21 protein-coding genes are annotated in these 24689 nt (G+C 52.2%); 6 read left to right on the top strand and 15 right to left on the bottom strand.

Annotated elements, in window-relative coordinates:
- Positions 1-109 precede the first annotated feature (109 nt).
- From LOY38_RS14730 to LOY38_RS14705, 6 genes are all read right to left on the bottom strand, one after another.
- Positions 110-496 carry a hypothetical protein gene (locus LOY38_RS14730; protein WP_258695846.1) on the bottom strand — a complete coding sequence of 129 codons (387 nt, stop codon included), beginning with the start codon at positions 494-496 and terminating at the stop codon, positions 110-112.
- A 290-nt stretch (positions 497-786) separates the two neighbouring features.
- Positions 787-2463, bottom strand: a complete 1677-nt coding sequence (locus LOY38_RS14725) for a UvrD-helicase domain-containing protein (RefSeq protein WP_258695845.1) — start codon at positions 2461-2463, stop codon at positions 787-789.
- Positions 2460-4388, bottom strand: a complete 1929-nt coding sequence (locus LOY38_RS14720; protein ID WP_258695844.1) for an ATP-dependent endonuclease — start codon at positions 4386-4388, stop codon at positions 2460-2462. Before LOY38_RS14720 ends, LOY38_RS14725 begins: the two co-directional genes overlap by 4 nt.
- Positions 4389-4783: 395 nt before the next feature.
- Positions 4784-5449, bottom strand: a complete 666-nt coding sequence (locus LOY38_RS14715; RefSeq protein ID WP_258695843.1) for an HNH endonuclease — start codon at positions 5447-5449, stop codon at positions 4784-4786.
- 127 nt (positions 5450-5576) lie between these two features.
- Complete coding sequence (locus LOY38_RS14710; protein ID WP_258695842.1) at positions 5577-5741, bottom strand: hypothetical protein; 165 nt, start codon at positions 5739-5741, stop codon at positions 5577-5579.
- A gap of 670 nt (positions 5742-6411) precedes the next feature.
- A complete protein-coding gene (locus LOY38_RS14705; RefSeq protein ID WP_258695841.1) occupies positions 6412-7539 on the bottom strand; it encodes a ParA family protein in 1128 nt (375 codons plus the stop codon).
- Positions 7540-7580: 41 nt separating this feature from the next.
- Between LOY38_RS14705 and LOY38_RS14700 the strand changes: the two genes are divergently transcribed.
- Positions 7581-7898 carry a hypothetical protein gene (locus tag LOY38_RS14700; RefSeq protein WP_258695840.1) on the top strand — a complete coding sequence of 106 codons (318 nt, stop codon included), beginning with the start codon at positions 7581-7583 and terminating at the stop codon, positions 7896-7898.
- Positions 7899-8135: 237 nt separating this feature from the next.
- Here LOY38_RS14700 and LOY38_RS14695 read toward each other — a convergent pair whose 3' ends face one another.
- Together LOY38_RS14695 and LOY38_RS14690 are read right to left on the bottom strand one after the other, a co-directional pair.
- On the bottom strand, positions 8136-8684 hold the full coding sequence (locus LOY38_RS14695) for a hypothetical protein (RefSeq protein WP_258695839.1): 549 nt from the start codon (positions 8682-8684) through the stop codon (positions 8136-8138).
- Between the two features lie 489 nt (positions 8685-9173).
- Positions 9174-9458 carry a hypothetical protein gene (locus LOY38_RS14690; RefSeq protein WP_258695838.1) on the bottom strand — a complete coding sequence of 95 codons (285 nt, stop codon included), beginning with the start codon at positions 9456-9458 and terminating at the stop codon, positions 9174-9176.
- Positions 9459-9761: 303 nt separating this feature from the next.
- Here LOY38_RS14690 and LOY38_RS14685 point away from each other — a divergent pair, with 303 nt between their 5' ends.
- On the top strand, positions 9762-10301 hold the full coding sequence (locus tag LOY38_RS14685) for a hypothetical protein (protein WP_258695837.1): 540 nt from the start codon (positions 9762-9764) through the stop codon (positions 10299-10301).
- 394 nt (positions 10302-10695) lie between these two features.
- On the opposite strand, the gene LOY38_RS14680 is transcribed toward LOY38_RS14685, so the two are convergent.
- From LOY38_RS14680 to LOY38_RS14665, 4 genes are all read right to left on the bottom strand, one after another.
- On the bottom strand, positions 10696-11082 hold the full coding sequence (locus LOY38_RS14680) for a hypothetical protein (RefSeq protein ID WP_258695836.1): 387 nt from the start codon (positions 11080-11082) through the stop codon (positions 10696-10698).
- On the bottom strand, positions 11073-12878 hold the full coding sequence (locus LOY38_RS14675) for a patatin-like phospholipase family protein (protein WP_258695835.1): 1806 nt from the start codon (positions 12876-12878) through the stop codon (positions 11073-11075). Before LOY38_RS14675 ends, LOY38_RS14680 begins: the two co-directional genes overlap by 10 nt.
- 411 nt (positions 12879-13289) lie before the next feature.
- On the bottom strand, positions 13290-13829 hold the full coding sequence (locus LOY38_RS14670) for a hypothetical protein (protein WP_258695834.1): 540 nt from the start codon (positions 13827-13829) through the stop codon (positions 13290-13292).
- A complete protein-coding gene (locus LOY38_RS14665) occupies positions 13822-14697 on the bottom strand; it encodes a WYL domain-containing protein (protein WP_258695833.1) in 876 nt (291 codons plus the stop codon). The genes LOY38_RS14670 and LOY38_RS14665 overlap by 8 nt, the downstream gene beginning before the upstream one ends.
- 132 nt (positions 14698-14829) lie before the next feature.
- Here LOY38_RS14665 and LOY38_RS14660 point away from each other — a divergent pair, with 132 nt between their 5' ends.
- The 3 genes from LOY38_RS14660 to LOY38_RS14650 all read left to right on the top strand — a co-directional run bounded on the left by LOY38_RS14660 (position 14830) and on the right by LOY38_RS14650 (position 19516).
- Positions 14830-16020, top strand: coding sequence for a metallohydrolase (locus LOY38_RS14660; RefSeq protein WP_258695832.1), 1191 nt, complete (start codon positions 14830-14832; stop codon positions 16018-16020).
- Positions 16017-18242 (top strand): Mov34/MPN/PAD-1 family protein, encoded by a 2226-nt coding sequence (locus LOY38_RS14655; protein WP_258695831.1) that lies wholly within the window; start codon positions 16017-16019, stop codon positions 18240-18242. The genes LOY38_RS14660 and LOY38_RS14655 overlap by 4 nt, the downstream gene beginning before the upstream one ends.
- A 617-nt stretch (positions 18243-18859) precedes the next feature.
- Positions 18860-19516, top strand: coding sequence for a hypothetical protein (locus tag LOY38_RS14650; protein WP_258695830.1), 657 nt, complete (start codon positions 18860-18862; stop codon positions 19514-19516).
- Positions 19517-20153: 637 nt separating this feature from the next.
- Here the strand turns inward: LOY38_RS14650 and LOY38_RS14645 are convergent.
- On the bottom strand, positions 20154-21197 hold the full coding sequence (locus tag LOY38_RS14645; RefSeq protein WP_258695829.1) for an AAA family ATPase: 1044 nt from the start codon (positions 21195-21197) through the stop codon (positions 20154-20156).
- Between the two features lie 784 nt (positions 21198-21981).
- On the opposite strand from LOY38_RS14645, the gene LOY38_RS14640 reads away from it, so the two are divergent.
- On the top strand, positions 21982-22668 hold the full coding sequence (locus LOY38_RS14640; protein ID WP_258700638.1) for an HNH endonuclease: 687 nt from the start codon (positions 21982-21984) through the stop codon (positions 22666-22668).
- Between the two features lie 615 nt (positions 22669-23283).
- Here the strand turns inward: LOY38_RS14640 and LOY38_RS14635 are convergent.
- Both LOY38_RS14635 and LOY38_RS14630 read right to left on the bottom strand, forming a co-directional pair.
- Entirely contained in the window at positions 23284-23772 is a 489-nt protein-coding gene (locus LOY38_RS14635; protein WP_258700637.1) for a DUF6367 family protein, read from the bottom strand.
- A 192-nt stretch (positions 23773-23964) separates the two neighbouring features.
- Complete coding sequence (locus LOY38_RS14630; protein ID WP_258700636.1) at positions 23965-24399, bottom strand: hypothetical protein; 435 nt, start codon at positions 24397-24399, stop codon at positions 23965-23967.
- Positions 24400-24689: the final 290 nt, after the last annotated feature.

Here is a 24689-nt window from a genome sequence, read left to right as displayed (position 1 = left end):
TCGCTTTGATAGCGGTCTCATTGGGATCAGGGCAATGACAGGCCTCGCAGCCGTTCGTTGTAAGACCTGTCATTGAGTCAGCGTTGGCTACTATTCGGCTGCCGGCTGCTTAATCTTCGGCATCTGGGCGGAAGAATGTACTCCCTTTGGTTTCAATCTCTTCAAGCTGGAAGTAGCGGTTGCCGATCTTGAGGGCTGGGAACGCCTGGCACACTGCATAGGGCGTACTGTACTGTGTATTTATGCCTTGAACGTTGAAAACGACTTGGCCCGCTTGATAGCCATAATTTTGCTCCTCGCAAAGGTTGTGTAGCGCCCCTGAAAGCTCTCCATTCGCTTCGGCGATCTCAACCACAATCTGTTGCAGTGTTGCGATTGTAGAATCGGCAACCTCTGTGGTGAATTTGCGCTCTCGATGACCTCCAAATCCAAAGCCCGACGCATTTGCAGATCCAATTCGGTTCAGCGTGATGTGGGCTAGGGTGACGAGTTCCATAGTAATGTCCTTGAGCTGTGAGAAGGGGCCCTATTTCGTAGCAGAATTATGTGTGAGCTGCCAGGAGTCATCCAGGCACCAGCGTTCGTTCAAACCATTATGTCGGAGCGTTTCCCTCGAATGATCAGCCCCTCCTGTCTGACGAGTTCGGCATTACTGGAAGGTTGAACGAAGCTCCCAGGCGGTGGTACCGCTCACTCCACCTACCAGCGCATTACTTCTCCAAGTGTGAATTACATCAGCCTGAACACTCCAGCCTGACCTATGTTTGCTTGGCCCATAGAAAGGGCTCAGTAGGCATTGTTTGGCTGAGTGAGGTGTCGAGTGACGTAGCTCACAAACTCGCCGTGAGGGCTTCGGCGCTCGTCCCACCTGTTTTTTGTACATTTTGGCCGTGACCGGAAATCAGCCGTGGTCAGGACGAGCCGCTGTTTTGCCCTCGAAATACCAACGAAAAATACGCAACGCTCCTCGGCAAGCTTCCCCCAGAACGTCTGGGTCTCGACGCCGACGACGATCACAGAATGAAACTCCAACCCTTTGCTTTTATGCATGGTGAGAAACCGCACTGCCGCATCGTCCGAGAGGCGTGCCAACGCTTTTGGTAGCTCAGGCTTGACGGCTAAGTGAGCTTTGATGCGGTCTCGGGTCTCCCGGACAACCTCTACCAAGCGTTGCTTCGAGTGGTAATCTGCTGAGAGTGCAGTCAGGGCTGAGGATCCCAGTTTTTTGAGAAGCTCAGATGTCAGCTCCCACCAAGCGCAGTACGGGGTTTCTGAATGGCGGGCTTTCTTGATTTGCCTGGCATGTGCGCGATAGGTTTCTTCGAATATCCGATGAGCACTGCTCCGGCTGTCGTCGTCCTCAAAGGGAGCGAATTGCTCCATCAACCTTGACCAGGCTTGCGCATCGCCTTCGCCGTAAAGGCAGGTCAGATAGTCGATCACAAGGCGTGCCGCAGGCTCTTTGAGAAAGTCCTGAAGATCGTGATCGTTTCGAAACGGGATGCCCTTGAGCGAGAGCTGCTCCATCAGCGATTCGCCATATTCTTCGATCTGACGAGGCATCAAAATTGCGATTTCACTAGGCGGGACTCTCTCGACCGTGATCCAGTGGTGGACGAGGTTTGCCAGGGCTTGAGCTTCTTCAGTGGAGTTCTGAAAATGGCCGGCCAAAATTTCCCCACCGTTGCCTTCAATGAGCTCATCCGGCATCACGGCAGATGCATCGATTTCCCGGATGACATCGTTCTGCATACGTAGCAGGCTTGGCTGTGATCGGAAATTTCGGAAAAGCCTTAATGGACGCGCTCCGAAGTCATCAGCGTAGGTTTTGAAGATGCCCTCCAGCGCTCCCGCCCACCCCATAATCATTTGTTTTGTATCACCGACTGCTGTCAGAATGGCCGGTGTGTCGAGGAACAGCAGCTTGATCAGCTCGTACTGCTCTGCTGTGCAATCCTGAAACTCGTCGAGGAACACGTGCGAATACGTCTTTCGTATCGCATTGCGCGCGATCTTGCTTTCTTTCACGATCCGAATGGCAAACGGCAGTAGATGCTTGAACGTAATTTGATTGCCCGCGATGTACTCTGAGCCGATTTCGTAGTCCTGACTCAGCGCCTCGTCGACTAAGACAGGACGAAAGCGGTCAATGATTCGCTTGGCAAAACCATGGAACGTGACGCTGTCAAAGCGTGAAGCGTAGTCCCAGCCACAGCGAAGCTGTATCCTCTGTTTGAGGTTTCTGCTTGCATCCGTTTTGAACGAAACCGCAAGGATTCGCTTCGGATAGCGGCAGCTATTTGTACGAAGTAGAAAATCTGCGCGTTGAGCAAGCACCTCGGTTTTTCCGGCGCCAGGCCCAGCAGTCAACACTACAGATTTGTCTCTCTCCCGAATAACCTCCCAGGCGTTTCGCTCCAGCCGGATGCCCGCCGAGGGCACCCACTGCTCGGGTTTGATCATTCCGGCGACTCCTCAAGTCTTGCAATGACTTTGTCCGCCAATCGGTTCAGTGAGGCAGGCAACCCAGCAAGGAGCTCCTCGTCGGTAAGCCTCCCTAGAGCGTCCAGGTGCGCCGCAGGCTTGCTGCTCAATTTGAAGAGTTTGTGGTAAGCGGCGAACCAGTTTTGTTCTGCTTCGCTGTACTGACCAGGATTGAAGTGGCTGTCTCCAAGGACTGACACGTAGTTTTTCGGACTGGCAGGAATTGCCTCGGCTTCGAACGCCTCCGGGAAGGCGCACAGCATCGCGAAATCGAGATCCAGAGGGGCAGAGAAGAAGACGTTCCGCTTTTCGAGCTCGGAAAAAAGATTTAGGTTCGCTTCGCCGGTTTTGAAATTGTGGTGTGTTCGTACCGGTGCCTTGGGATCATCCCATTCATGGCGCGCCCAATGGCTAGGCAGGCTGTGCTCGGGTGCAAACTTGTCAAGCTGATTCCTTACATATCCCACGCGCCCCCAGCCGCCCTGATGGCGGCCTACATCCAGATCCAGAAGCGTAATGTACGGGGTGCCGATCTCCGAAAGCAGTCGCCAGAAATGGTTTACATGGCGACCACCTAGCGGAGCGATAGCAACGGCGAACTCATCGACCGGCGCGCCCTTAGCCTGGAGGATCCTGGGAAGCACGATTTCCTCGCTATCTCCTTCTCCGAGCACAACCAAGCGCGCGAAGTACACCTCTGGAAAGGCTTGTACGGCCTCCCTGACAAACTTGTAGGCGTCGCTACGCTTCGGGGGCAACCGGATTTTTGTGACTTGGGTACACCGGTCTTCATTCAGTCGAAGGTACCGGATATGCTCAGGCTCTACCCGCCGCAGCATGGAAGGTGCCTGGGTTGCGATCAAAGCTTGTGCGTCAACACCTACCGAGGATTTGAGTGAGTTGACGATTCGCCCCAAGTAGTGCGGTGACAAGCTGTTCTCTGGTTCTTCCACCGCCAAAATTGTAAACGCCGGTGGCTTCAGCTTATGGGGATCGAAGGAGGTGTTTACTCCTGATCTCACCTCCCGTCCGACTGCGAGAGTGGATAGAACCAGGGAGAGGTAGAGCATGGACTTTTGACCGTCACTCAGGCGAACGAAGTCCACCTGGTTTTCTCCGTGTCCCGGACTGAAGGATACGGACAAGTGCCTGAGCAGCGCTTCTATCTCTGAGTTTTCGAACGTCAGGCGAGGCGAGGCGAAAAAGTTACCTTTGTGCAAACGCTGCCAGGCAGTGCTAAGGCTTGAACTTAACGCTTGTACCGACTCGTTTTCAGTCAGGCATTCGGTGATTTGCTCGGTAAGCTCCCTCACCGTTTCTCGATCATCGCTCCAGTTGGCGGCGCGCAGGAGTCGGCCAAGAAGAGCAGTTGCACCGTAGGCAACATGGTCGGATGGATCGCGCCGTGCAGGAAGGTAGTGGAGGTGGATAGTGTCCCGATGCCGCTTAGGTACTGTCGATGTTGCGGTGGGGTTATCTTCCTCATCGACTTTTGTGACGAAGAGGAACCGTTCTTCAATTTCCCCATCCTCGTACATCGTTGCTTCTAGGCGAAAACGTAATCGTGGGACTTCACCCACTGAACGCAAAGCCATTTGGTTGAAGAATGGAGGGACGGTGTCGTCGTCATCATCATTCTGTGTTTCTTCGAATGTGAAGTCCGCCTCCAGCCAAAGCTCTCGCTGCTCCGGTGGCTCTTTTTCCCCGACGGGGACATGGAAGTCTGAACGTCGGATTCGCCTTAAATTGGGTTCAAACGCAAACATCCGGCAGAGCGCCTGCAGGGCAGCAGTCTTACCAGAGCCATTGGGGCCCAAAAGGTACGTCACGTCCTCGAAAGAGATCTCCATCATGGCCGGGCCAAAGGACTGAAAATTGCTCACTTGCAGACTGCACAGCTTCATAACTCAGCTTCCGTTCTGGTTTATTTTTGAATTCACCTCAACGGAGACTGAACGGGCGCAGCGGATAAACTCCAGGGGCCGATTCGCTTGGTTAGGAGGTGTCGCCCAGCAGATGGAGCATACGTCAGGTGTGAGCAAATAGACTATCGGGTGCCAACATTTGGTGGCCATAGCAAAAGGGGGCTTCAGTGTCGATTGTATGGAGAAGGATGGTTGGTTTCGGATTGTCTAAATGCAAGTCGTCGTTGGCGTACCCGGCATTGATGAAGCTCAGCAAATCATCGGGTATTGGTTTGCGTAGAGGTTGGTTGCCGCGATGGTTGCCATGCGGGGATTTGTTGCGGCAAGACATAGCTCAACAGGAAGCGCCTTGTCCTGAAAGCATCGTTCTAGGTTCAGCGCTTCTTCTTGTCCGTTTTTTGTTTTTTGGAAAACTCAGCTGCTGCACCGCTATCAATAAAGTCGAACGCAAAATTTTGAGCGTCCAGCACATTGGCGAATCTCTTTCGTCCAGATACATGATTGATGATCAGTTTGTAGTTTTGTTGATCTGGCACGATCGCGACAGTGAGCCCGTTGTGTTTGGTGTTCAAGAAGTCGCTGCCACCAGTCCATTTTGTCGATGACATGAATCGCCTGTAACGCCCAAGACGTCGCCTCCCTTCAGCGGCCTCTCTTGTCCCTGTGAGATTGTCGCAGCAATGCGTTCCAACCCCCATCTGCTCCCAGTGCTCGTGTTGTATGTAGTGCACATAGCGAATGGCATTGTCGCAAAGTTCGCAGTTGCCGCTCAGATCGCCAAGATCTTCTTCGCCGACGTACTCCCACCCTGTATCCGGTCGTATTTCGCCATGGTGTTTTGCATGGCAACCTCGACACAACGTTTCGCAATCAGACGTTTCGTACTCCCAGGGTTTGCGGTTGCTGATGTAGCGTTTATGGTGAACCTGCAGGACAACTTCGTCCCTTGAACGCCCGCACTCCACACATCTCCCGTCATCGAGGATGATGATCCGTTCTCTGTATGCTGACCAGAGTTTGTGTGCGTAGAGATTAGCCATGGCGTACCTCCAGTCCTTGGATGACGTCGAGTTGGGCTCGATGCGATTTTGCCAGTGGATTTGGTGGCCATAGAGCTCAATCCCCTCATTTCTGCACTGGATTGAGGAGTCGATACGAGCAGTCTTTTTAGTCGGCTAGTGGAGGCCCGTAGATATGTATCAAGGCAGCGAGCGCCATGGTGCTGGCCACGATCGCCATAAATAGAGGCGTTTGAGCCGCCTGAGGCCCCTCTGCCAATCCAAAGCCGAAAACGCCAATCAGAACTGTCAACGCAGCAGCAATTTTACCCATGTGCGATCTCCAGATTGATAGTGGCTTAATAGGGGGGGTGTGCCACTACGTGCTTTCAGAGTAACTGAGCTGGATTGAGTTTTCACGCCTCGGATGCAACAAAATCCGTCAGCAAACCACTCCTCCTTGGTCAGGCTGGCAATCAGGTGGGGGACAGGATTTCCTAGAACATTCGGCTGAGGAACGGCGGGGTAGTTTCCTAAGATAGGTAATCTAGGGGAGAGGAGGGTATTGCTAGGTGGTGATCCGGGAGAGTTTTACATCTGTAGATTATCGCGAGATGTCACGACTTTGAGTCATGGCGAGACTTGGGAGAGCAACGCTCATTCGGACTCTCAACCTACTCGTAAGGCAACTCCCCGAATCACCCAATCATCAGATCACCATCCAGCACCTCAAAAGGTAGCTCAACGAAATTGAGTGATGGCGCAGAGTGCTCGCATTTTTGTAACCAGTCCCCTTGGAGCTTTTGACCGGTTGAGCGGTCTACAAAGCAGACCGTTAGAAAAGTGCCCAAGAAGCTCCCCAGCAAATGTTTCACATCCCGCATTTTTTTTGCAAGCCTATTAGGGTGCAGTCGCAAAACGGCTACATAAGCATTCTTCAAAGTTGAGCAATATGGCAGTTATATATTTTGAGTACGACCAGGCGGCAAGGCGCGCCCAGTGCTTTACATTCGAGAGTTGATCAGCTCATCTGTCAGCCGTCGGACTTCCCCGGCAGCATGTGAGTGCGGGGCTACATCTATGAGCGAATGGAAATAGCAGTATCCATCCAAAAAATCTCGACTTTCATTGTAAAGCTCAATGGCGATCTTGTGAGATGCCGTCATTTCAGTTGTCAGCATCGGCAAATCCAGCGCATGAATAATTTGATGAAGGCGCTCACGGCGAAGGTAATGTTCGCGCTTGGCTTGCTGAAGGTCTTCACGAATCTCATCGCTCAAACCGGGCAGGTCGCCTACGAATTCTTGCAGTTCTCTGCTGACCCCACCCACATCGCAGTTGGTAATCAGCCCGAAATAAGCCGGCGCTGCCTTGCGGCACTTGATCGCTCTCAAAGCTGCGAGAAACGCCTCGGCGCTCTGAATTGAGTAGTAGCAGTTGCTGTCCAAAACAATCGCCACCAAGTCGGCGTGTCTGCGTATCAGTTCGGTCTTCACGTTGATATCCAGAAAAACGTAGTCGTACCGAATGATCAAGTCGCTGAGCCGTTCGGTGGCTAGAGCCTTGCGTTCAACCGCATTGATAAGATGGCCATAGAGAAATCTGCCCATCTGCTGTTCTCCAATGGGCAGGTGGGTGACGTTGTCGCGGATCTCTTTTTTCATTTTTTTGAGATCCGCCTGCGAGGTTATAAGGTCGAGTTCATCATAGAAGTCAATTTTGCTGACTTGGGTTCCAGGGGCTGGCCCTCGACCGTCGTTGCACATCCCTCGAAATACGCCGTCGTCTGTGACAACCGCGACCTTGAAGTTTTGCTCCGCTAACTGTGCCGCAACGTTGATCGTGATGGGGGATTTGCCAACGCCGCCTTTGTAGCTAGCAATCGACAATACCCTCCCGAGTGGTTTGTCATCCGCTCGCGCCTTGAACTCTTGAGGCATCTCGATTCCAGAGCGTTGAAAAAAGCTCCATAGCGCTTTTTCGGATGGCTGGCGGTCATACGTTGCCCCCTTCAAGGTTTCCCAGGAACGCCAGGTACGCTCATCTACAAATGCTCGCTTCGCCGCTAGCGCGACACTGATCTTTGCTGACTCACGAAGCTTTCTCAGTAATATGCGAAGCTCGTCTTTCATTGCTCTTCTCCGACCCTAGCCTGGTGCAGGAAGACTAGCCAATGCAGCCAGACGAAAAAACTAGGAGCATTGCTCATGGCCCAGGTACTACGTTAATCGCGTTTGTCAGAGTAGGGGACGGGGGAGTGGGTGCCGGGGAGAAGCAAATTCAATTCACGGTTCAGCCGCAGCTAAAGGGGAGTGCAAACGGCTCTACCATCGCTATCGGTGAAAGTTTCGATCGAAACAGCATTACCTATTCCGACCAGATCTCCAGCAACGGATACAACGAGGCGTTGTCGGTCGAGGTTGACGATCAGGCCATCTATTTCAAGACGCTGATGGGGGGGGGCGCTATTCAGGGCGCGCGAACAAACTGAGCCAAGAGGGGGCTGCTGAATTCTTTTGGGAGCAACTCTTGGAGCGCCTGCAACGGTAGAAGCGGGGGCGCAGTGATTAACGCTATGGTTGTCGGGCCGGGATGTTTTATGCGCCCGGCCAACCCATTTCGCGGAAAGCGCCGATTTCCATCTGCGTCATCAGCTCTGCATTTCACTCACCCTCAACGTCGGCAGCCCATCCATACTCGGAGGAGCGTTGCCGTCGGGTCAGACAAGCTACAAAGCAAATGCTCGCCTGTTAGCCTTCGGCGCTCCATCTTCGAAGAACTCAACCGATGCAACCTGATTGATGCGATCGACCATGATGAACGCCCCCAGCATGTATCCACAGACGTGCTCGGGATGAGTGACACCGTCATATGACCAGACATCGTCAAAGCTCTTTTTGGTGAGAGCCATAAGCCGTAGCCTATCCGAGTGTATCTGTTCAGCAGTTTTGTCGGGCTTGGCCATTTCAATGGCGATCAGATTATCTCGTCCTTTCTCTCCACGACTGTGCACGATGAGATCGCAGGTGACGTTGATCACCTCCGTATTGTCCAATAGGACAGTCTTGATCTGCCCACCTTGCTTTCTGTTGTACTCAGGATCTGCGCAGTAACCTTCAAGGCTGTAGGAGGGAAGCAAATTTTCGAACTGCATTGCGAGCCGACCGCAGAGATTTCTTTCGGCAGTATTGTCTCTGATGCTAGCTGCGTCTTTGATCAGGAAGCGGGTGAATGCCTCTTCAAAAAGCTCGTACATCGTGCTCCGTGAAATTTCCATTCAGCAAACTCCAGTCCATTGTCAGAAATGTTGGTGGTTACGATACGCCGCTAAGCGCGAATGCTTGCGCTCGCTCACTGGTTTGGTGGCTCGTGAGTTGGTTGGATCAGCGCGCTGAGTACGTGGCTGTTTCCGACTGCTGTGATCGTTGCAATTTTCGTCTGGATGTTCGCTGACCAAGCGTCTTGGGATAAAGCGAAATCTAACGCAGTGGACGCGGCTACTGCTGCAATCACTAAAATCCAATTTCCGTCGACTCCAGATTCTGCTTCACTGCCAGTTGGCCGATAAATAGCTCCGTTGCCCCAGGGTAGAAACCTTTGAGAAAAAGCGCTGCTCGTTCTGGGCAAGAATGGTCTGCGCAGGATGCTAGGTCAGTGGGCATCGCCCTCCACGGTACATTGGGTAAAAGGCAGGTACAAGCAAGCACCTGCCTTTGTGGGAGGGCATTCACTTTGGCGATTGCCAAGGCTCTATCTGCCCAAGACCTTAGGCTCGTGCATTGATCCAATCCCAGACGCTCTTATCAAGCCAACCTTGACGTTCTCCATTGTTCACTTTGGTGATGAAGATGCGATCGTTGTTGTCGAGTTTAAGCTTAAGATCATCATTGACCTGCTCTGGAGTGGCATTACTATCAATCCACCGCACAGTTTCCAGTCCCGAGTCTTTGACGTTTGGGTAACGCTCCAAATGCGCGATGAACGCTCGACGAGCTTGATCGTAGTTGCCGCGTTCCTTGTTGAGATTCCATGTAACCATATAGACAGACATCGATACCTCCTTGTTTAGCCGGGAATGGCGCATCCGAGGTTAGGTGATGGCGTAGCAATAGTCCATACGATTGTAACGGGGCTGGTATCAGCAGCATCTTTATGGCAAATATTGGTTATCCGTTTTCGCGGGATAGAGTGCCATTAAAGCAGGTGAGACTTCTGTCGGGTTTATTTGAATAGAACCATCCCTGTAAAACCCTTCCAATGGCCTCCTTGGCATTTTTGGTTAATAAAATGCAAAAGAAGAGGCATTGACCCTGGTAATGCGCACTCCCTATGCTGGAATAAAACGGGATTTTCCATGAAAACTGTACTCACCCCAATTTCATATCTAGCCGAAGTGCAATCACCAGCTCATCCAAGCAATCACCAGTCCTGTTGGGATTTGTTGAACGACTGCTGGCATCCGAGTCGCCCCTCCTGGGATAAACACAGGCGTCGTTACTTTCCTGATCTTGGAGTGAGGGAAGAGTTTCTCGACGAGGACATCCTTAAAATTTGGACGGTTGTCTCTCATGAAAGGTCGCAAAAGGAGCTCATGGGCCTTATTAGAGCCGGCATGAAAAAATGCAAATATTACGGTAGGTTTCGTTTTCCAGCCGCCCAAATAACAGATTATAAAGGCAGAACACGATTGCCTAGAAAAGCCTTGAACGCTCTTCGCTACACGCTTGGATGGCCTATTCAGATCGATGGAGATAGAACACTTAGAAAAAATATCATTATCCCACGCGTGCTTTGGTACGCCCTGACGTATGAAGCCCTAGCCTTATGGGTTGAAAATGACGATGTTCCTCAGCACTTGGCAGAGCTTTGTTTGCAAAATGATCTGGGGTTGTGATGACTCGATCGAGTTTATTGAACCGCTATGCAATGTCTCAACATTAATCCAGGTTCATCGGAGTTGTTGATTTTAGCAATTGATGTGAGGTGCTATGTCATACCGGGCACAGAACAATATAGACAAGCACGCCGTACTCTTCAGCTTATACAATATTCCTATTGCCACCACTGACGGCTATGCTTTCGCTAAAGATAGCAAGCTCTTAATATAAATTGTGCATGGTTGAACGGTTTAGTGTGAAGGGCCTTAAGTCTATTAGTCGCGGGCAGCCAAAGTAGACATGGGTGACATGTATGCTCAGCGCAGCACAGAATGACCGGCAGCATAGAAGAGCTTCAAGCAAGCACTGAAGCGCCATTCGTCATGGGGCCCCAGATACCCTGACTACGGTCTACGGCCCGTAATCGTTTTCAATCTTCTTGTTCGGCTTCGAAGATGTGGAATGAACCCGGTTTTTTCGATGATTTGGGCTGCTGTGACGTTCTTCCCAATACTCGCGTGCCGTGGCAGCGCCTGAGTTGAGCGTCTTCATGATTTCATAAAACCTTTCCTTGTCGCCACTTTTGACCCACTCTGCGTAACCCACCTGATCGAGATGTTTTTCAAGCTCGTCTAGTTCATTGCTTTGGCGAATGAGTTCACGCACTTCGCTGGCTGTTTCTCTGATTTCTTCTATATATTTAGAAGCGGTATCAGCAGCCGATTTTTTCGCAATAACTCGTTTCTTCGAGTCCGAAGAGATGACGGTGCCGCCTGGCATGCGGAGTTTTATTTCCATTTGTTTTGGCCCTGCACGTAATTTGCAATTCCAACGTCGTTAGCATAATCATGCACGGCGCGTTGAGCCTTTGTCAAAAAGTCAAGGAACTTTTCGTACGCGTCACGGCTATCTCGAATTGGCATATCACAATCAATTTTGATGATACATGGACGGATTTTGTCCCGTGATCCTCGGATGATCTGTTCACCATACCGGTTAGCGATGCACACCTTGTCTTTGGGGTATGACGGAATGCAGACCATCCAGTTCATCGCAGGCCAAGCATTTTCCATCATCGGCTCATCGTGTGGTTCGCCAGTCGCATACGCCTCTTTTTGGCTCCAGGCGTTTCCGGCGTAGGAACCCCTCAAAGGAACGGTTGCGTACCGATCAGGATCGCCGGAGTCATAACCATGGTCGAAGACAAAGGTGATGTCCGAGGTGGAGTAGCCAATCTGAGCGCCCAATGCGACCCTCAATCTATAGCGTGGGACTTTCCTGGCGAAATTGCGTCCCTCTTCGTTGAGGATCTGCTCAAGGATAGCGTGGATGTCCTTCGCTCCCTTGCTCAACGTGTTCGGAGCGTGAATGAGCTCGTTACCGACGTCTTTCAAAGCTTTGACCTTGGCCTTATCTACCTCAGCATAGACGTCCTCGGCAGACACATCGAAATCCAGGAGATCCAGTGTGGTCGGAAGCGCAACGGTCGCCATTGAGCCAGCTGCCCGGGTATGGATCTCTCCTGATCCATTGACCACGGTATTAGCGATGGATAGCAGCCAATGCATTTTATCCTTCGGAGCAGGACTTTCAAGGCTGAATGCCACGGTGGTGGCGTCGGCTTGCTTAAGTCTTTCTTCATCGAATGCCCAGGCCGGTAGGTTCGATACGAGTCCGCCATCGAGGAATTTCCCATAGACCTTCTCAACGCCGGTCGGCGTATGACGAAAGAAGTTGAATTTCCAGTGCCTGAAAATGATGGGAAGGCAGATCGAGGCCGCCACCGCATCTGCTACTGTCACCCGAGGCGTGCGACCGTGCGAAAAGTACTCAAGTCTCTCGGAGCTTTTGTTTGTAGCAATAATTTTTAGGGGGATGCAGCCAGCATTGTGCATATCCCGAAACGTGATGTTCTTGTTTTTGTGGGTTTTGCCGTTTTCCTTGAGTTTGAAGGCGATCGCAGCGTCGATGAAATCCCGGACTTTGTGCACCGTCGTAAGGCCGACCAGTGCCCAGATGACGAAGCCGATTACACCAACCCCGGTGGCTACCAGAGGCCAAAACGGCATGGGCCACGTTTCAAAAAAGCCCCAGGAGACCAAGGCTGCGATGAGGATTCGCCAGGCCCAGTTGTCGGTCGTTGCTAGTTCTGAGTCGTCAGGGCAAGGCGAAAAGATCTTCAGCGCTTTGCCGAGTAGCACGGCAGACTTGATCGTAAACCAACCCAGGCGGGTAAATAGATGTGTCGGTTTCGAATAATTCAGCTGGCCTTTTTCTTTGCCGAAGAGTTTGCCTGTAAAAAAGTGCTTTTTGCCGTCAGGGTCGACTAGATCCTTGGAATTGAAACCAGCAGCGATCAGCGCGGCGACCATTGATCCTGCGGAGGTGCCCGATACTGCCCGGATGTCGAAATTGAGCTCTTCCAGTGCAGCGATGCCGCCAATATGGACGATGCCCTTGGCGCCGCCGCCCTGAAGCGCTAAGAACACAGGCGATTTGGGCAGCTGCTCGTGAGCACCTACCCTTTCGAACAGCTCGTCGTTTGCGCCGCCCGAAGTGAAGGGGGCTTCGCGCTTTTCAACAGCATCTTCCATTGAGCTTGTCATGTTGGACTTATCAGGTCTGGTTGATAGATGGGGGCCCATTCACTGCCCTGCACATGAATTTCCTAGGGCATGCGCGCAGAACGCGCAGAGCTCGAAGGTTGATCCAGGTGGAGGTTGCAAGCCGCTTACGTGACGTTGGTAACGTTCGAGCGGTCTAGTGGAGTGTTTTGGCAGGGGGCGGATACTATCACGGAATGGCTGTTTGCCATTATGTAGCGCCGTCGCGTACGGCGTGCTCCATCACCAAGCCGGGCCGCAGCCCTACACCGAGCCCTACTCAGGGATGGCGCAAGAAGAGTTGCCCGCTTCCCAAGCATGAGCGCACGATTGAGCGCCCATGCCAAATCTCGGGTGGCAGGGAGGGGGCGGTCGCCCTAGATTCCAAACCCAGAAGCAAGGTCAGGCTTGAGGCGTCGTATGGGAAGCCGTTTTGGCGGACTCGGCCTGATCAGCTTTGGCCTGCCCGCTACGCGTTTTATCAATACCCCAAACCGCCTTCGCGACCTCCTCAATTTTCGCCACAAACTTGTCGACGTTGAAGCCGGCTATGAAGGCCAGTGCGAAAAATCCAATTTCGCTTGCTCCTGCGTTCGCGGTCGACTCCAGTACCAACAAGCCTGCTTTCAAGAAGAGGTAGCTTACCGCGCCGGCGATTGTGCTCGTGATGGGGCGAATGAAGTACCAGACGTGCCAGTCCGGATCCCAGCGCTTGTAAACGCACTTGTTGAGGTAAATAGCGCGGAAGCAGTACAGGGCTCCACCAACGTAGGCGATCGCGCCGCACATCAAAGGCACTCTCAGCGGCCTATAGGGTTCAGAAAGCCAACCCAGAGCCATCGCACCTATGGAGTAGGTAGCGAAAACCAGGAGCGCTAACAGATACAGGATGATGAGGATCGTCAGATCACTCTTTGGCTTGGCTGCAGTTACTTCACTCATCTACTGCTGACTCCTTGTGAGCATTCTCTATCCGAAGCATCACGATTTGCTGATGCTCACTGACCGGATCGCCTGGCTTCTCATTTAGGTTCAGTCGACGGTTCAGGTAATACAACTGTGCCTTGCGGGCTCTAAGCCGAGCTTCACCATTCACCATCTGGTAATCGTGCTCGATCGCCTTTCGCTTTTGAGGCGGGTAGCTCGGATTCGGCCCGATGACCACATCAATGACGGTCTCCCATTCAACGTCCTCTGGCACTTCCGAAGGTGGGGCGAACGAAGCTTTCAGGGCATTGATGCGACCTAGAACGAAATCCTTGAAGAGCCCTGACTTGAAGCAGAAGGCGCGGATGTGCCAACGGAAGCCGTCATGGGCAAACGATGTGGGGAGGATCGTCCGAAAGGCGGGCTCATCGAAATTGGTCATTGATCGATAGTCGACGTCCACGGCCTCGCCTACCTGAAGTGCCCTAATCAGCTTGATCAAGATCTGCTGATCAACCTGCCTCGTGGGGGAGGGCAAGCTTGCAACTGGGGGCGCCCAACCTATGAAGCTATCCGTGGGGGCAATATTGCCAATGCCGCGCTGCAGTAACTCATTCAGATACTGCCCTGGATCCGGGTTGGTCAGAACGGGTTTGAAGTCAGGGCCTGCCACGTACGCTTTCAGCGTTCGGTCATAGGCCATGTTTTCAGGGGCGAGCTCCTGATAAGTCGCGAAATCCAGTGACGCTTGGGGAACAGAAATCCCAAAAAAGCTGGTCAGGTCTGAGCGATTGAGTTTTCGCTCCCACAGCAGCCGAAAGTCGATGAATTCAAGGCGGCGCTCCTGGCCCCAGCGTCCGGTACGAGTAGCGGTAACAGTCATTTGAAATCAGCCTGGTCGGTAATGGGTATAAAAAATATTCGCATAGTATATAGACGGGTTGAGTTTCTATACGTATCTTATCGTATCTGTAGCGTTTCTCAAAGATGGCGCAATGCCCGGGGAGGGATATATATGGCTGCCAAGGTGACGTTTTTCCAAGTAGGTACCGGTGACATGACGTTGATTCGGCTGGCCGATACGTCTGTCACCACCATTCTGATTGACTCGCGGATCCGCCAAGCAGCGGACAACCCGGACGATGACACTCCTGACGTGGGCAGGGCATTGCGGGAGCGGCTGCAGTGGGATGCCAAAGATCGCCCATTCGTCAACGCCTTCCTCCTGAGTCACCCTGACCAAGACCATTGCGCTGGTCTGAGACAACACTTCTGGCTTGGCGATCCTGCGGATTACCCCGACGACGGCAAGAATCGTTGGGAGAGACGGATTTTGATTCGTGAAATGTGGTCGTCGCCTCTGGTATTCCGTCGGAGTTCGAAGAACCACATCCTCTGTGACGACGCGAAAGCTTTCGATAAGGAAGCGCGGCGGCGAGTAACCTACTGGCGTACCTACCTGAACGCAGGTGATGGGAACCGAATTCGCATCATGGGCGAAGACAACCAAGGGAAGACTGACGACCTTGGCCCAATCCTGGTGAAAGCCGGGCAGACTTTCAGCCAGGTTGCGGGTGAAAACCTTTCGCAGTATTTCACCTCGCATCTGCTTGCACCGGCACCGCACGAAGATGATGCGGATCTTGAAGAAAAGCTAACGAAAAACGAATCGAGCGTGATCATGAACATTCAGATCTCGCCGTATGCTTACTCGCAAACCAAAACCAAATTCCTTGTCGGCGGTGACGCTGAGGTATTGATCTGGGAGCGGATGTGGAGTCATTACGAGTCCACGCCCGAGGTGCTTGAATATGATCTGCTCCTGGCACCGCACCACTGCTCCTGGCACACGCTTTCGTGGGACAGCTGGTCGGGCAAGGGTCAGAACGCCAAGGTTAGTTGGGATGCCCGTCAAGCCCTGAGCCAGGCGCGCAATGGCGCAACGATCGTTTCCAGCAGTGTTGAGATTCTCGACGATGATTGCGACCCGCCCTGCATCCGGGCGAAGCGGGAGTATCAGGGCATCCTGGAAGAAGTAGATGGTTGGTTCTCTTGCACGGGGGATCTCGGTGAGAAAGCTTGCATGGACTTCGAGGTTCGGTCGGATGGTAAGGTCAAACTGCTGGCCGTTGCTGCTGCGCTTGCCGGTGCGGTACCGAGTTCCGTGGCGGCGTCGATTCCGCCACGCGCGGGCAAATGCAGATGATCGATTACTACGAACTCGGTGAGGCGTGGGCCGGGTCAGGGGAGGATCACCTCTATCCCCAGACCCAGGCACTGCTAAAAGCCTTACGGGCTTGTCCCTACACTGATGTTCGAGAAATCAGGAAGGACAAGACAGGGACGAAAATCAGCGAATACATCGTCATCGATGCCGGGGACGGTACAGTGGATTCGGGCAATCTTGCCGGAATCAGGCGACGCGAGCGATTGGCGGTTGGTGTAAACCCCGCCTACCGCGTGCCAGTGCTGGTCTACACGCTGCGCAAAGACTTCCCTGTGCTGTCGCACCAGCATCCGCCGTCCCCAGGCGGGGCTAGGGTGCTGTGCCTGTACGACAGCAATTGGTCGACGGTCGAGCGAACCTGGACGCCGGAGCGTTTCATCGCTCGAATGTTCTGGTGGCTGCGAGAGTCTGCGCTGTTGAAGCTGCACAGGGATGATCAGCCGCTTGAGCAGCTTTTTTACATGAGCCCTTACCAGCTCATCCTGCCTTCCAACTATACCGATTACGCAAAGTCAGATAGCAACACGTTGACCATCTGCAAAGTGGATGTAGGTGATTCGATCATCTTGAGGGCAGATCCCACTCAGCCGGGCGACCAGTCGAAGATGGTCAGGATGGTCTCAATGGTGGTCAATCCCGTGGAATCGCCAACGTTGGCTGGCTATCCAGAGACCTTGGGTGATCTGCACGATCAACTCGTCTGCTGGGGCAGTGACCTCTATGAGTCACTTCATTCGACCGTTTATGACGCCGTTGAAGGCGGTGTTTCTGCTGCGCCCGCCCAAGGCCAGGGTATCCTCATCACTGTCTGGATTCCGCGCGTACGCGACGGTGAGGCTGAACGCTTTGACGTAGCTGGGTACATGCTGAACGTCTCTCTGTTTGACCTCGCAACGGCCCTGGATATGTTGGGGCCGCCCGATTCGAAAGGATTGAGTCACCGTAGCGTAGTCATCGGTGGAACTGGCAGTACTACCTGGCGATTCATCCCGCTCTGGTCGGTAGAGGTTCGGACGGCTCTCACAGCCCACGCCGCTCGTGATCTATCGGGCACCCCTGAGGAGAAAAGTGACATCCAAGGCGTCCTGGCCGGGGTAGGGGCCTTAGGTAGCGTGTTGGCTGATCTATGGGTTCGCCAAGGCTGGGGGCGGTGGACATTCTTAGACCCTGATCGGGTGCTGCCTCACAATCTATGCCGCCATGTGGCGTTTGATTCATTCGTTGGCCTGCCAAAGGTCAACGTCGTGAGGGATCTGGCTGTTGCGACCTTTCCGAACTGGGATCCACCCAAGGCGATTGCCAAAGGCATACTTGAGGATGCCGATGAGATCGCTTCGTCATTGAGAACTGCGGAAATCGTGGTGGATGTGACGACTACGTTGGATGTACCACGTGAGCTCGCCCGTAGGCCAGAAGCTCCCCGCACCGTGAGCCTGTTCGTTACGCCTTCAGGGCTCTCAAGTGTGATGATTCTCGAAGATCAGGACAGGCTTCAGCGCATCGATGGTCTGGAGGGGCAGTACTACCGAGCGATACTGGAAAGCGATTGGGGTCATGAGCACTTGGCCCGGCCTCTGGGGGATCGCTGGGTGGGGGGTGGCTGCCGTGACATTTCGGTAAGGATGTCGGGGGAGTCCATTCATGGTCATGCGGGGATTCTCTCCAGGCAGCTTCGGCAGTCGGTGGCCAAGCCGCAGGCCAGGATATGTGTCTGGGAATCGGATGACCAATCCGGGTCAGTTACCGCTCATGAGATCGACATCGCGCAAGTGCATACGGCGCAATCATCTGGATGGACTGTGAAGTACGACGAGTCACTTGTTCAGAAACTGTACGTCGCTCGGCAGAAGGCCCTGCCCAACGAAACGGGTGGCGCTATCCTCGGCGTCACGGATCTGAAAACGAAAACGATAGTCATTGTTGATGTACTGCCGGCGCCGCCAGACAGCGAGGCCAGTCCAAAGCATTTCGTCAGAGGGCAAGAAGGCCAGGCAGAGGCGCTGGAGGTGGTACATAAGCGTACTACTGGCATGGTGGATTATGTGGGCGAATGGCATTCTCATCCCGATGGATGTCCGGCTCGCCCTAGTGAGCTCGACGAAAACTTGCTGAGTACCCTGCATCGCCAGATGAGCATTGAAGGGTTGCCAGCGCTCATGGTGATCGCTGCCAAAGGAGCAGTAGGGATCTTCGTGCGCTGACTCAGGTGCATGCGTTTTGACTTTGGGTAGCGGGATGGGTACTCATGTTCAAATGTTGGCCCACTTTTGGATGCCCAGGTGAGGGGTGCGATCTCATTAGCTAGTCGCTCATTGACCGCTTCCAGGCCGTATATTTTTTGGTCATCGAGTCGACCGCGACAACAACCGCAGGGCCTGCCGTTCAAGGCGCGTAAGGGGAGCTATTTGAGGGAGGCGGTTCTCAGAATTGATTGTACGGGTTCTCTCAGCACTTCAGGGCAATTGAAGGCAAAACCACGAGAAGTCGACAATGTCCTCCATATCCATGAACAGATCCTAGTTGCGCTTGGCTTAGTTGGGCTTTTCACCTATTCCGGCGCAAGGGAGTGGCCTCGAATCAATTTTTCGAAGTCATGACTTGGCTATGTTGACCATTCTGAGCGTGAGCCGTATCCATAAACTGTCACGAAATTACTGGTCATAGAAAGTACATTTGTTCGCTAAAAAAGTTGAGATGGTGGCTATTTGGTTTTAATATGGTTTGGTCTAAGGTAGCGCTTTTTACCGGTGACTTGTGCCCAGAGGTTCTAGGGTCTTTGGGGGAGTGACTTTAACCGTTGAATAGTTAAGAAGATTTTATGGCTGGTGATATCTGGAGTCTAGTGCTCAATGTTGTGGCGTCATTCATTTATGCAGGTATTGTGTTTTTGTGGAGGGGGAGGAGTAAGCACTCTATTCCGGAGCCTGCTCCAAGGCACAGAGATGCAGTCGTTGAGTCAATTGAATCGGTTCAGCCGGTTGAGTCAGATCGACGAGTAAAAAATCGTCAAAAGGCTGACGAAACAGCGTTCAAGTTTGTTTTTTATTTTGTGACATTCGGAATGCTTTATCTTTCGATTTCCACGCCCCCATTGTTTAAGGCTCTGTTCGCAAGTGGCGAGGTTTACCTCAGTAGTGCTCGCTTTATTGGAGAATATCTCCCTGCTATCCCTGTCGGGAAAACCAATCTTCAGTTAGCTTTTTTTCTAATTTCGGCATTTTTCTATATTCCTTTGTTGCTTGTCGCTGAGTTTATCGCCACCTTGATTTCACCGCTGGTGGATTATTTTAAAGAAGTGACGGATCGAATGTTTGTTGCAATAACTATGCTTGTGTTCGTTGTTTTTTGCATTCCGATGGGGGCAACCTCTGTCTGGTTGTATTATGACAAAACCTATGTGGATTCACTTCTAAGTGTTTTGTTCTTTGTTGCGATTCCCTTCATTTTCTCTAAGGCGCAGTCAGTGCGTCGATGATCTTGCTTTTTTAAGGGATTTAATTGTGTGACTAAGTGGTGAGTATTTTCTAACAATACTTCAAACTTAAATCTAACGGTTCCAGCTCACGGATGAGCTGGAACCGTTCGGGTCGAAAAAGCTAACGGTGTGTCGTGGTTGATCGCTACCTCGCCTGGCTAACCTTTTCTGTCTGGCTTGGGAATGGGGTTCATTAGTTTCCCCCCGAGTCAATCCGTTTAACGCAGCATTGTGAATGAATATCTGAGCCGCTTCAGTCATAAGCGGTAACTCACTTTTCAGCCGTTTGTTCTCCTCCTACAGCCCGAGAATTTGCTCGGCGGCACTTGTGAGCTTTTCGGCAACGGCATACTTACCATGGGATCTCGATCTGAAGAGAATTAGGCGGTCTTGGTTTCAAGAAATCTAGGTGGGAGATAATTACTAGCTCAGACATTTGATCGATCTTTTATTATTTTTTTGTGATCATGCCGGTGTAGCAAAAGTTGGCGCAGCTACTTTTCATATGAGCATTGGATCGCCCTCCGCATGCTAGTAAGATGTGGTCACAAAGCGATTGAATGGTCAGGGATTGAAGCTGATAAATTGACAGTTTTGCATTTTGAGTTCGTCTAAATGGCAGCATGAGTTCAGAGATTTACAACCGACTGTTGATTAGCTCTTCTGCCAGTCTCCGAATTTCCCCAGCGGCGTGCGAATTCGGGGCTACGTCCGCAAAAGAATGGAAATAGCAAAACCCCTCTAAGAACTCCCGGCCCTCATTGTAATGTTCAATCGCGACTTTGTATGAGGCCGTCATTTCGGTCGAGAGTATCGGGAAGTCCAACGTCCGGATCATTTGGTAAATACGCTCACGACGCAGGTACTCCGCACGCTTGGCTTGCCTAAGCTCCTCATGGGTTTCATCGTTCAGGTCGGCCAGGTCTCCGACGAACTCCTCCAGTTCACTACCGACCCCGCCGACGTCGCAGTTGGTAACCAACCCGAAATACGAGGGCGCAACCCTACGACACCTTATTGCTCTCAAAGCGGTGACGAACGCCTGACCACTCTGGATAGAGTAGTAGCAATCACTGTCGAGAATAACTGCAACTAAGTCTGCATATCGTCGTATAAGCTCAATGTTCACGTTGATGTCGAGAAAAACAAAGTCGTATCGAGTGATTATGTCGCTGAGATTCTCGGTGGCATGGTTATTTCGTTCTAACGTTTCGATAAGATGGCTATAGATGATTTTGCCAATATGCTGTTCCTCCTCCGGCAGGCTAGTGACATTGTCACGGATCTCCTTTTTCAATTTATTGAGTTCTGTCTGTGAGACTTTGAGGTCTCGCTCGTCATAGAAGTCAATTTTGCTGACTAGGGATCCAGTGGACGGCCCTCGACCGGCATTGGTTATTCCACGAAACACGCCATCGTCAGTGACAACGGCAACCTTGAAATTTTGTTCAACCAGCCGTGCCGCCACGCTAATTGTAATGGGGGATTTGCCAACACCGCCTTTGTAGGTGGCAATCGACAACGCCCGCCCCAGTGGTTGGCCATTCGTACGCGTCTTGAACTCTTGAGGCATCTCAATTCCGGAGCGTTGAAAAAAGCTCCATAGTGCTTTTTCGGATGGCTGGCGGTCATACGTTGCTCCGTTAAGGGTTTCCCAAGAACGCCAAGTACGCTCATCCACAAATGCTCGCTTCGCTGCCAGCGCGACACTGATCTTTGCTGATTTACGAAGTGTTCTCAGTAATATGCGAAGCTCGTCCTTCGTTGGTTTTCTCCGGCCCTATCTTGGTGGAAGGAAGACTAGCCAATGCAGTCAGACGAAAAAACTAGGAGCATTGCTCATGGCCCAGTCACGGCTTGTCTTCGGAGCAGAAGAGGATTGCAAATGGCTCTGAAACCGACCGCCATTTACCGGCACAGGACGAGCATCGAATGTGCGCTACGCATCCTGCACGATGGTTATTTCAACCCTGTGAGTGGAGACCCTCTGAATGGGGACGCCTGCATGAATCTTTGGAGTCAGCAGACGAGTCTTGCCGGCAACATGACTAAAACAGGCGTGGACATTGTGGTCGCCTGGTATGGGGCCCCTGCGGTCAGAGGCAACCCGAGATCGTATACGCCGCTTCCCCCAGCGTCCTGTATCGATTTCAATCCGTGGAGAGTCGTTATCACGCAGCATATTCCGAAGGAGCTGTTGCGAGTTATACGGGTGGAAGTGGTTGACCAAGAAAAGGTGGACGATTTTCTGCAGAGAAAGTTCTGGAGCGCTCGTACGCCTTGCGGCCTTCGGCGTGAAAGACTCCGACTCTTTCAACACATCAGGAGTGAGATCAGGGCGAAGGATTTTTTTCTAGCGGTCAAATGGTGTCGGTTTATCTGATTTAAACAGCGAGTGGTTGAATGAAGAAGCGACATAGTCACAATGGACTATTGATCGATCTGGCAGGTTCACGGAGATACCAATGCAGGTTCAAGAGGCCGTAAAGTTAACGAAGAAAGAACAGCAGATTTTGGATTCAGTGATGCCCGGTCAGGAAGGCTGGCACCTGCAAGATCACTTGGAGTGTTTGAAGTCGTGCCCTTCTCATGATCGGTGTGGCGGGCAGGGGCCTGACGGGAAGGTTTGCTCTGACCAATGGAGAGACGCTTCACTTGATGAGGACTCAACCAAGGTGTTCGTTCATGTCCTGAGAAATTTTGATTTCTACAACCAAGGTGATTTGCCCGGGTTGGCCGCGAAATCTGATCAAGTCACAGCGCTTCGTTTCAAATTCTTGCAGTCAATGGATGGTCTAGCTTCCCAAGAGTACGCGGAAGGTTCTCTACGGCTGACCCAGCATCGTCGGCGTGAACGGGTTAAAGGCCTCTCGCTGCGTTTGAAGTGGGAGCGTTTCGATCAAACCGGAAAGCTTGAATGTGAAGCCTGCGCTATCGATTTCTTCGCAGTTTATGGCGAGGCTGGTTTCCGGGTCATCGAGTGTCACCATCAGATTCCACTGTCTCATGAAAATCACAAGGGTAAGACCAAGTTGGAGGATCTGGCTCTGCTATGTGCCAACTGTCACAGGCTCGCTCACTCAGATGAATTGTTACACGGCATCGATGCACTAAAAGAATACGTTCGAGAAATGAGTGCTGCAGGCCGATGATTCTTTGATTTTCATAACGCTTCACGAGCGTCCATCGTGAAGACATGGGCCTTTATTGTCCTCGGGTCATACGATGTCAGCACGGATGAATGTGAGGTGCTAATGGGCCCGCTGCGCTCTAGGCAGGCCCCTGAAATTCACTTCAAACAGCTTCGTAAGACGTCCCGAGGCCCAGATTGGATCGTCGAACTTTTAGATTCTGACGTAGTGACCTCTGTTCGATTCAATGTGCAGGTAGCGTGAGCGGGTGATGAAACAGTGAGCGCATCAGGGCAACGCTCCCTCATAACGCCCGCATCATCAGAGTGGGTTATCCCAGCCGCGTCGTCCCATCTGAGCTATACAGCTCCTTTCGCTCTTGATCCTTTTGTCTGCGTAGACGCGGATGATAGGCATAGGCCCGGGGCCAAGGCTTAAGGATCGTAAAGACGGGCAGGGTGAATATAGCTAAGGCCAGATACAGGTAAAACGGAACTTCATACCCTCTGGCGACCCACAGGATTAGCGTCTCAGTGCCAGACGCATAGCCCGCCCAAATATCCGAAATTGTTAACAGCACCAAGCCAATGAGGAGAGTCGTAGCTTGTCGCTGATCGTTCAGCTTGCGAATCCGAGTTACCAGTCGAAGGTTTTCGGCCAGGGCTGTCGCAGGGAAAACTGGATGTAGGCTTCCGAGCCGTCTTCGGAAAACGTAGGTTTGTCGCCTATGATCGAGCCACTCTGTGCAATAGTGCCGTTGCTTTCTAGGCTGATTGACCAGTCCAGCTTGAGCGCCTCTTTTGCTAGATTTCGGACATAGTTCTGCTGGCCGATCTTCTTGTTAAATGATTTCTTGTCATGCCGGGTACCGTCCACATTCCACGAGACCTGCATGTCCTTTGAAGCGGTGTGTTGTTTTTTTGCAATGTGGACGTGGCGCAGCAGTGGGATTGCAGGATTAGCTGCATCAACACGGTACATCCAGCCTTTCTCTGCTGGTGTCCATTGGCTCTCCAAAGCGATCTCCAGATGAGCGATCGCGCTACTAGGGATCAAAACAGAGATATCGGTGATTTCAGCGTGCTCGCGTTCCTGGGGCTTCCCCAGGATATCTTCAAACTTCACAATTTAGCGCCCTTGTGTTTGATAGGTCAGTGACTGCCCGTAGCATGCGCAGTAATTCAGTTGCTTGCTGGTAAACTCAATCACCAGAACGTAAAAGTACGCTCAGCAAACGCAGAGACAGTCAGTATTTCAGGTCTAATGCTGCCCTGATTTGTAGAGCTTCACGACGGTTCATCGTGAAGCTCTACATCGCTAGCGAATGTTGAGGCGCAGAATTCTGGCGATAAAAAGCATTGCATAGGCTTGGCGCTTGATCCAGCGGTAGGTCACCTGGGACGAGGTCACCAGATGATAGCGGTCTTTGAGGTCGTCTATTCGATTCAGTAGCTTCTGACGCTCTACTGCAGAGAGCCCTTCACAAGAAAGTTGCGCCATGAGTTTCGCAAGCTTCCATTCATATTCCTTTGCCCATGCTGGTCGGAAACAATTTTGAATCGTCTCTAGGCGCAAATATAGGTAGGCAGCCACCGACAGTGTGATTGATGCGCTGACAACCGTCAGGTCTCCCTGATTCCATAATGCTGCAAGTGCCATGCAAGGGGATGCGGCGACAAGCGATAGGTAAACTGAACGTTTGGGAGGATCTTTTCTACGGTGTAGCGCAGTACTGTTGAACGCAGCAATCATGGTGCTTTACTCGGCGATGGGATACCGAGAAATCCTCTCACAAGTTACGCAGCCGATCACCCCGAAGTCATGGTCAAAAAACGATTCTCTCTGCTCGTACCATCGGCGTGATGTCTATGGGACTGGAATCACCATTCGCTGTCGGCTTTAAAGAGGCAGGCGGGCATGGAGCGCTGCCCGCGAACAGTGCCGCTACTCCGTCCAGATCTCCCGTCAAACACTATCTGGCTTTAGGGCCAGGCCATATATTTTCCAAGCCGCTGTCCAATCGTGCCCAGCGCCGATTCAGG

It is taken from the genome of Pseudomonas sp. B21-015 (assembly GCF_024749285.1).
GTDB lineage: Bacteria > Pseudomonadota > Gammaproteobacteria > Pseudomonadales > Pseudomonadaceae > Aquipseudomonas.
Note: the sequence above shows the minus strand (reverse complement) of the source record. Positions and strands in the feature narration are given on the sequence as shown.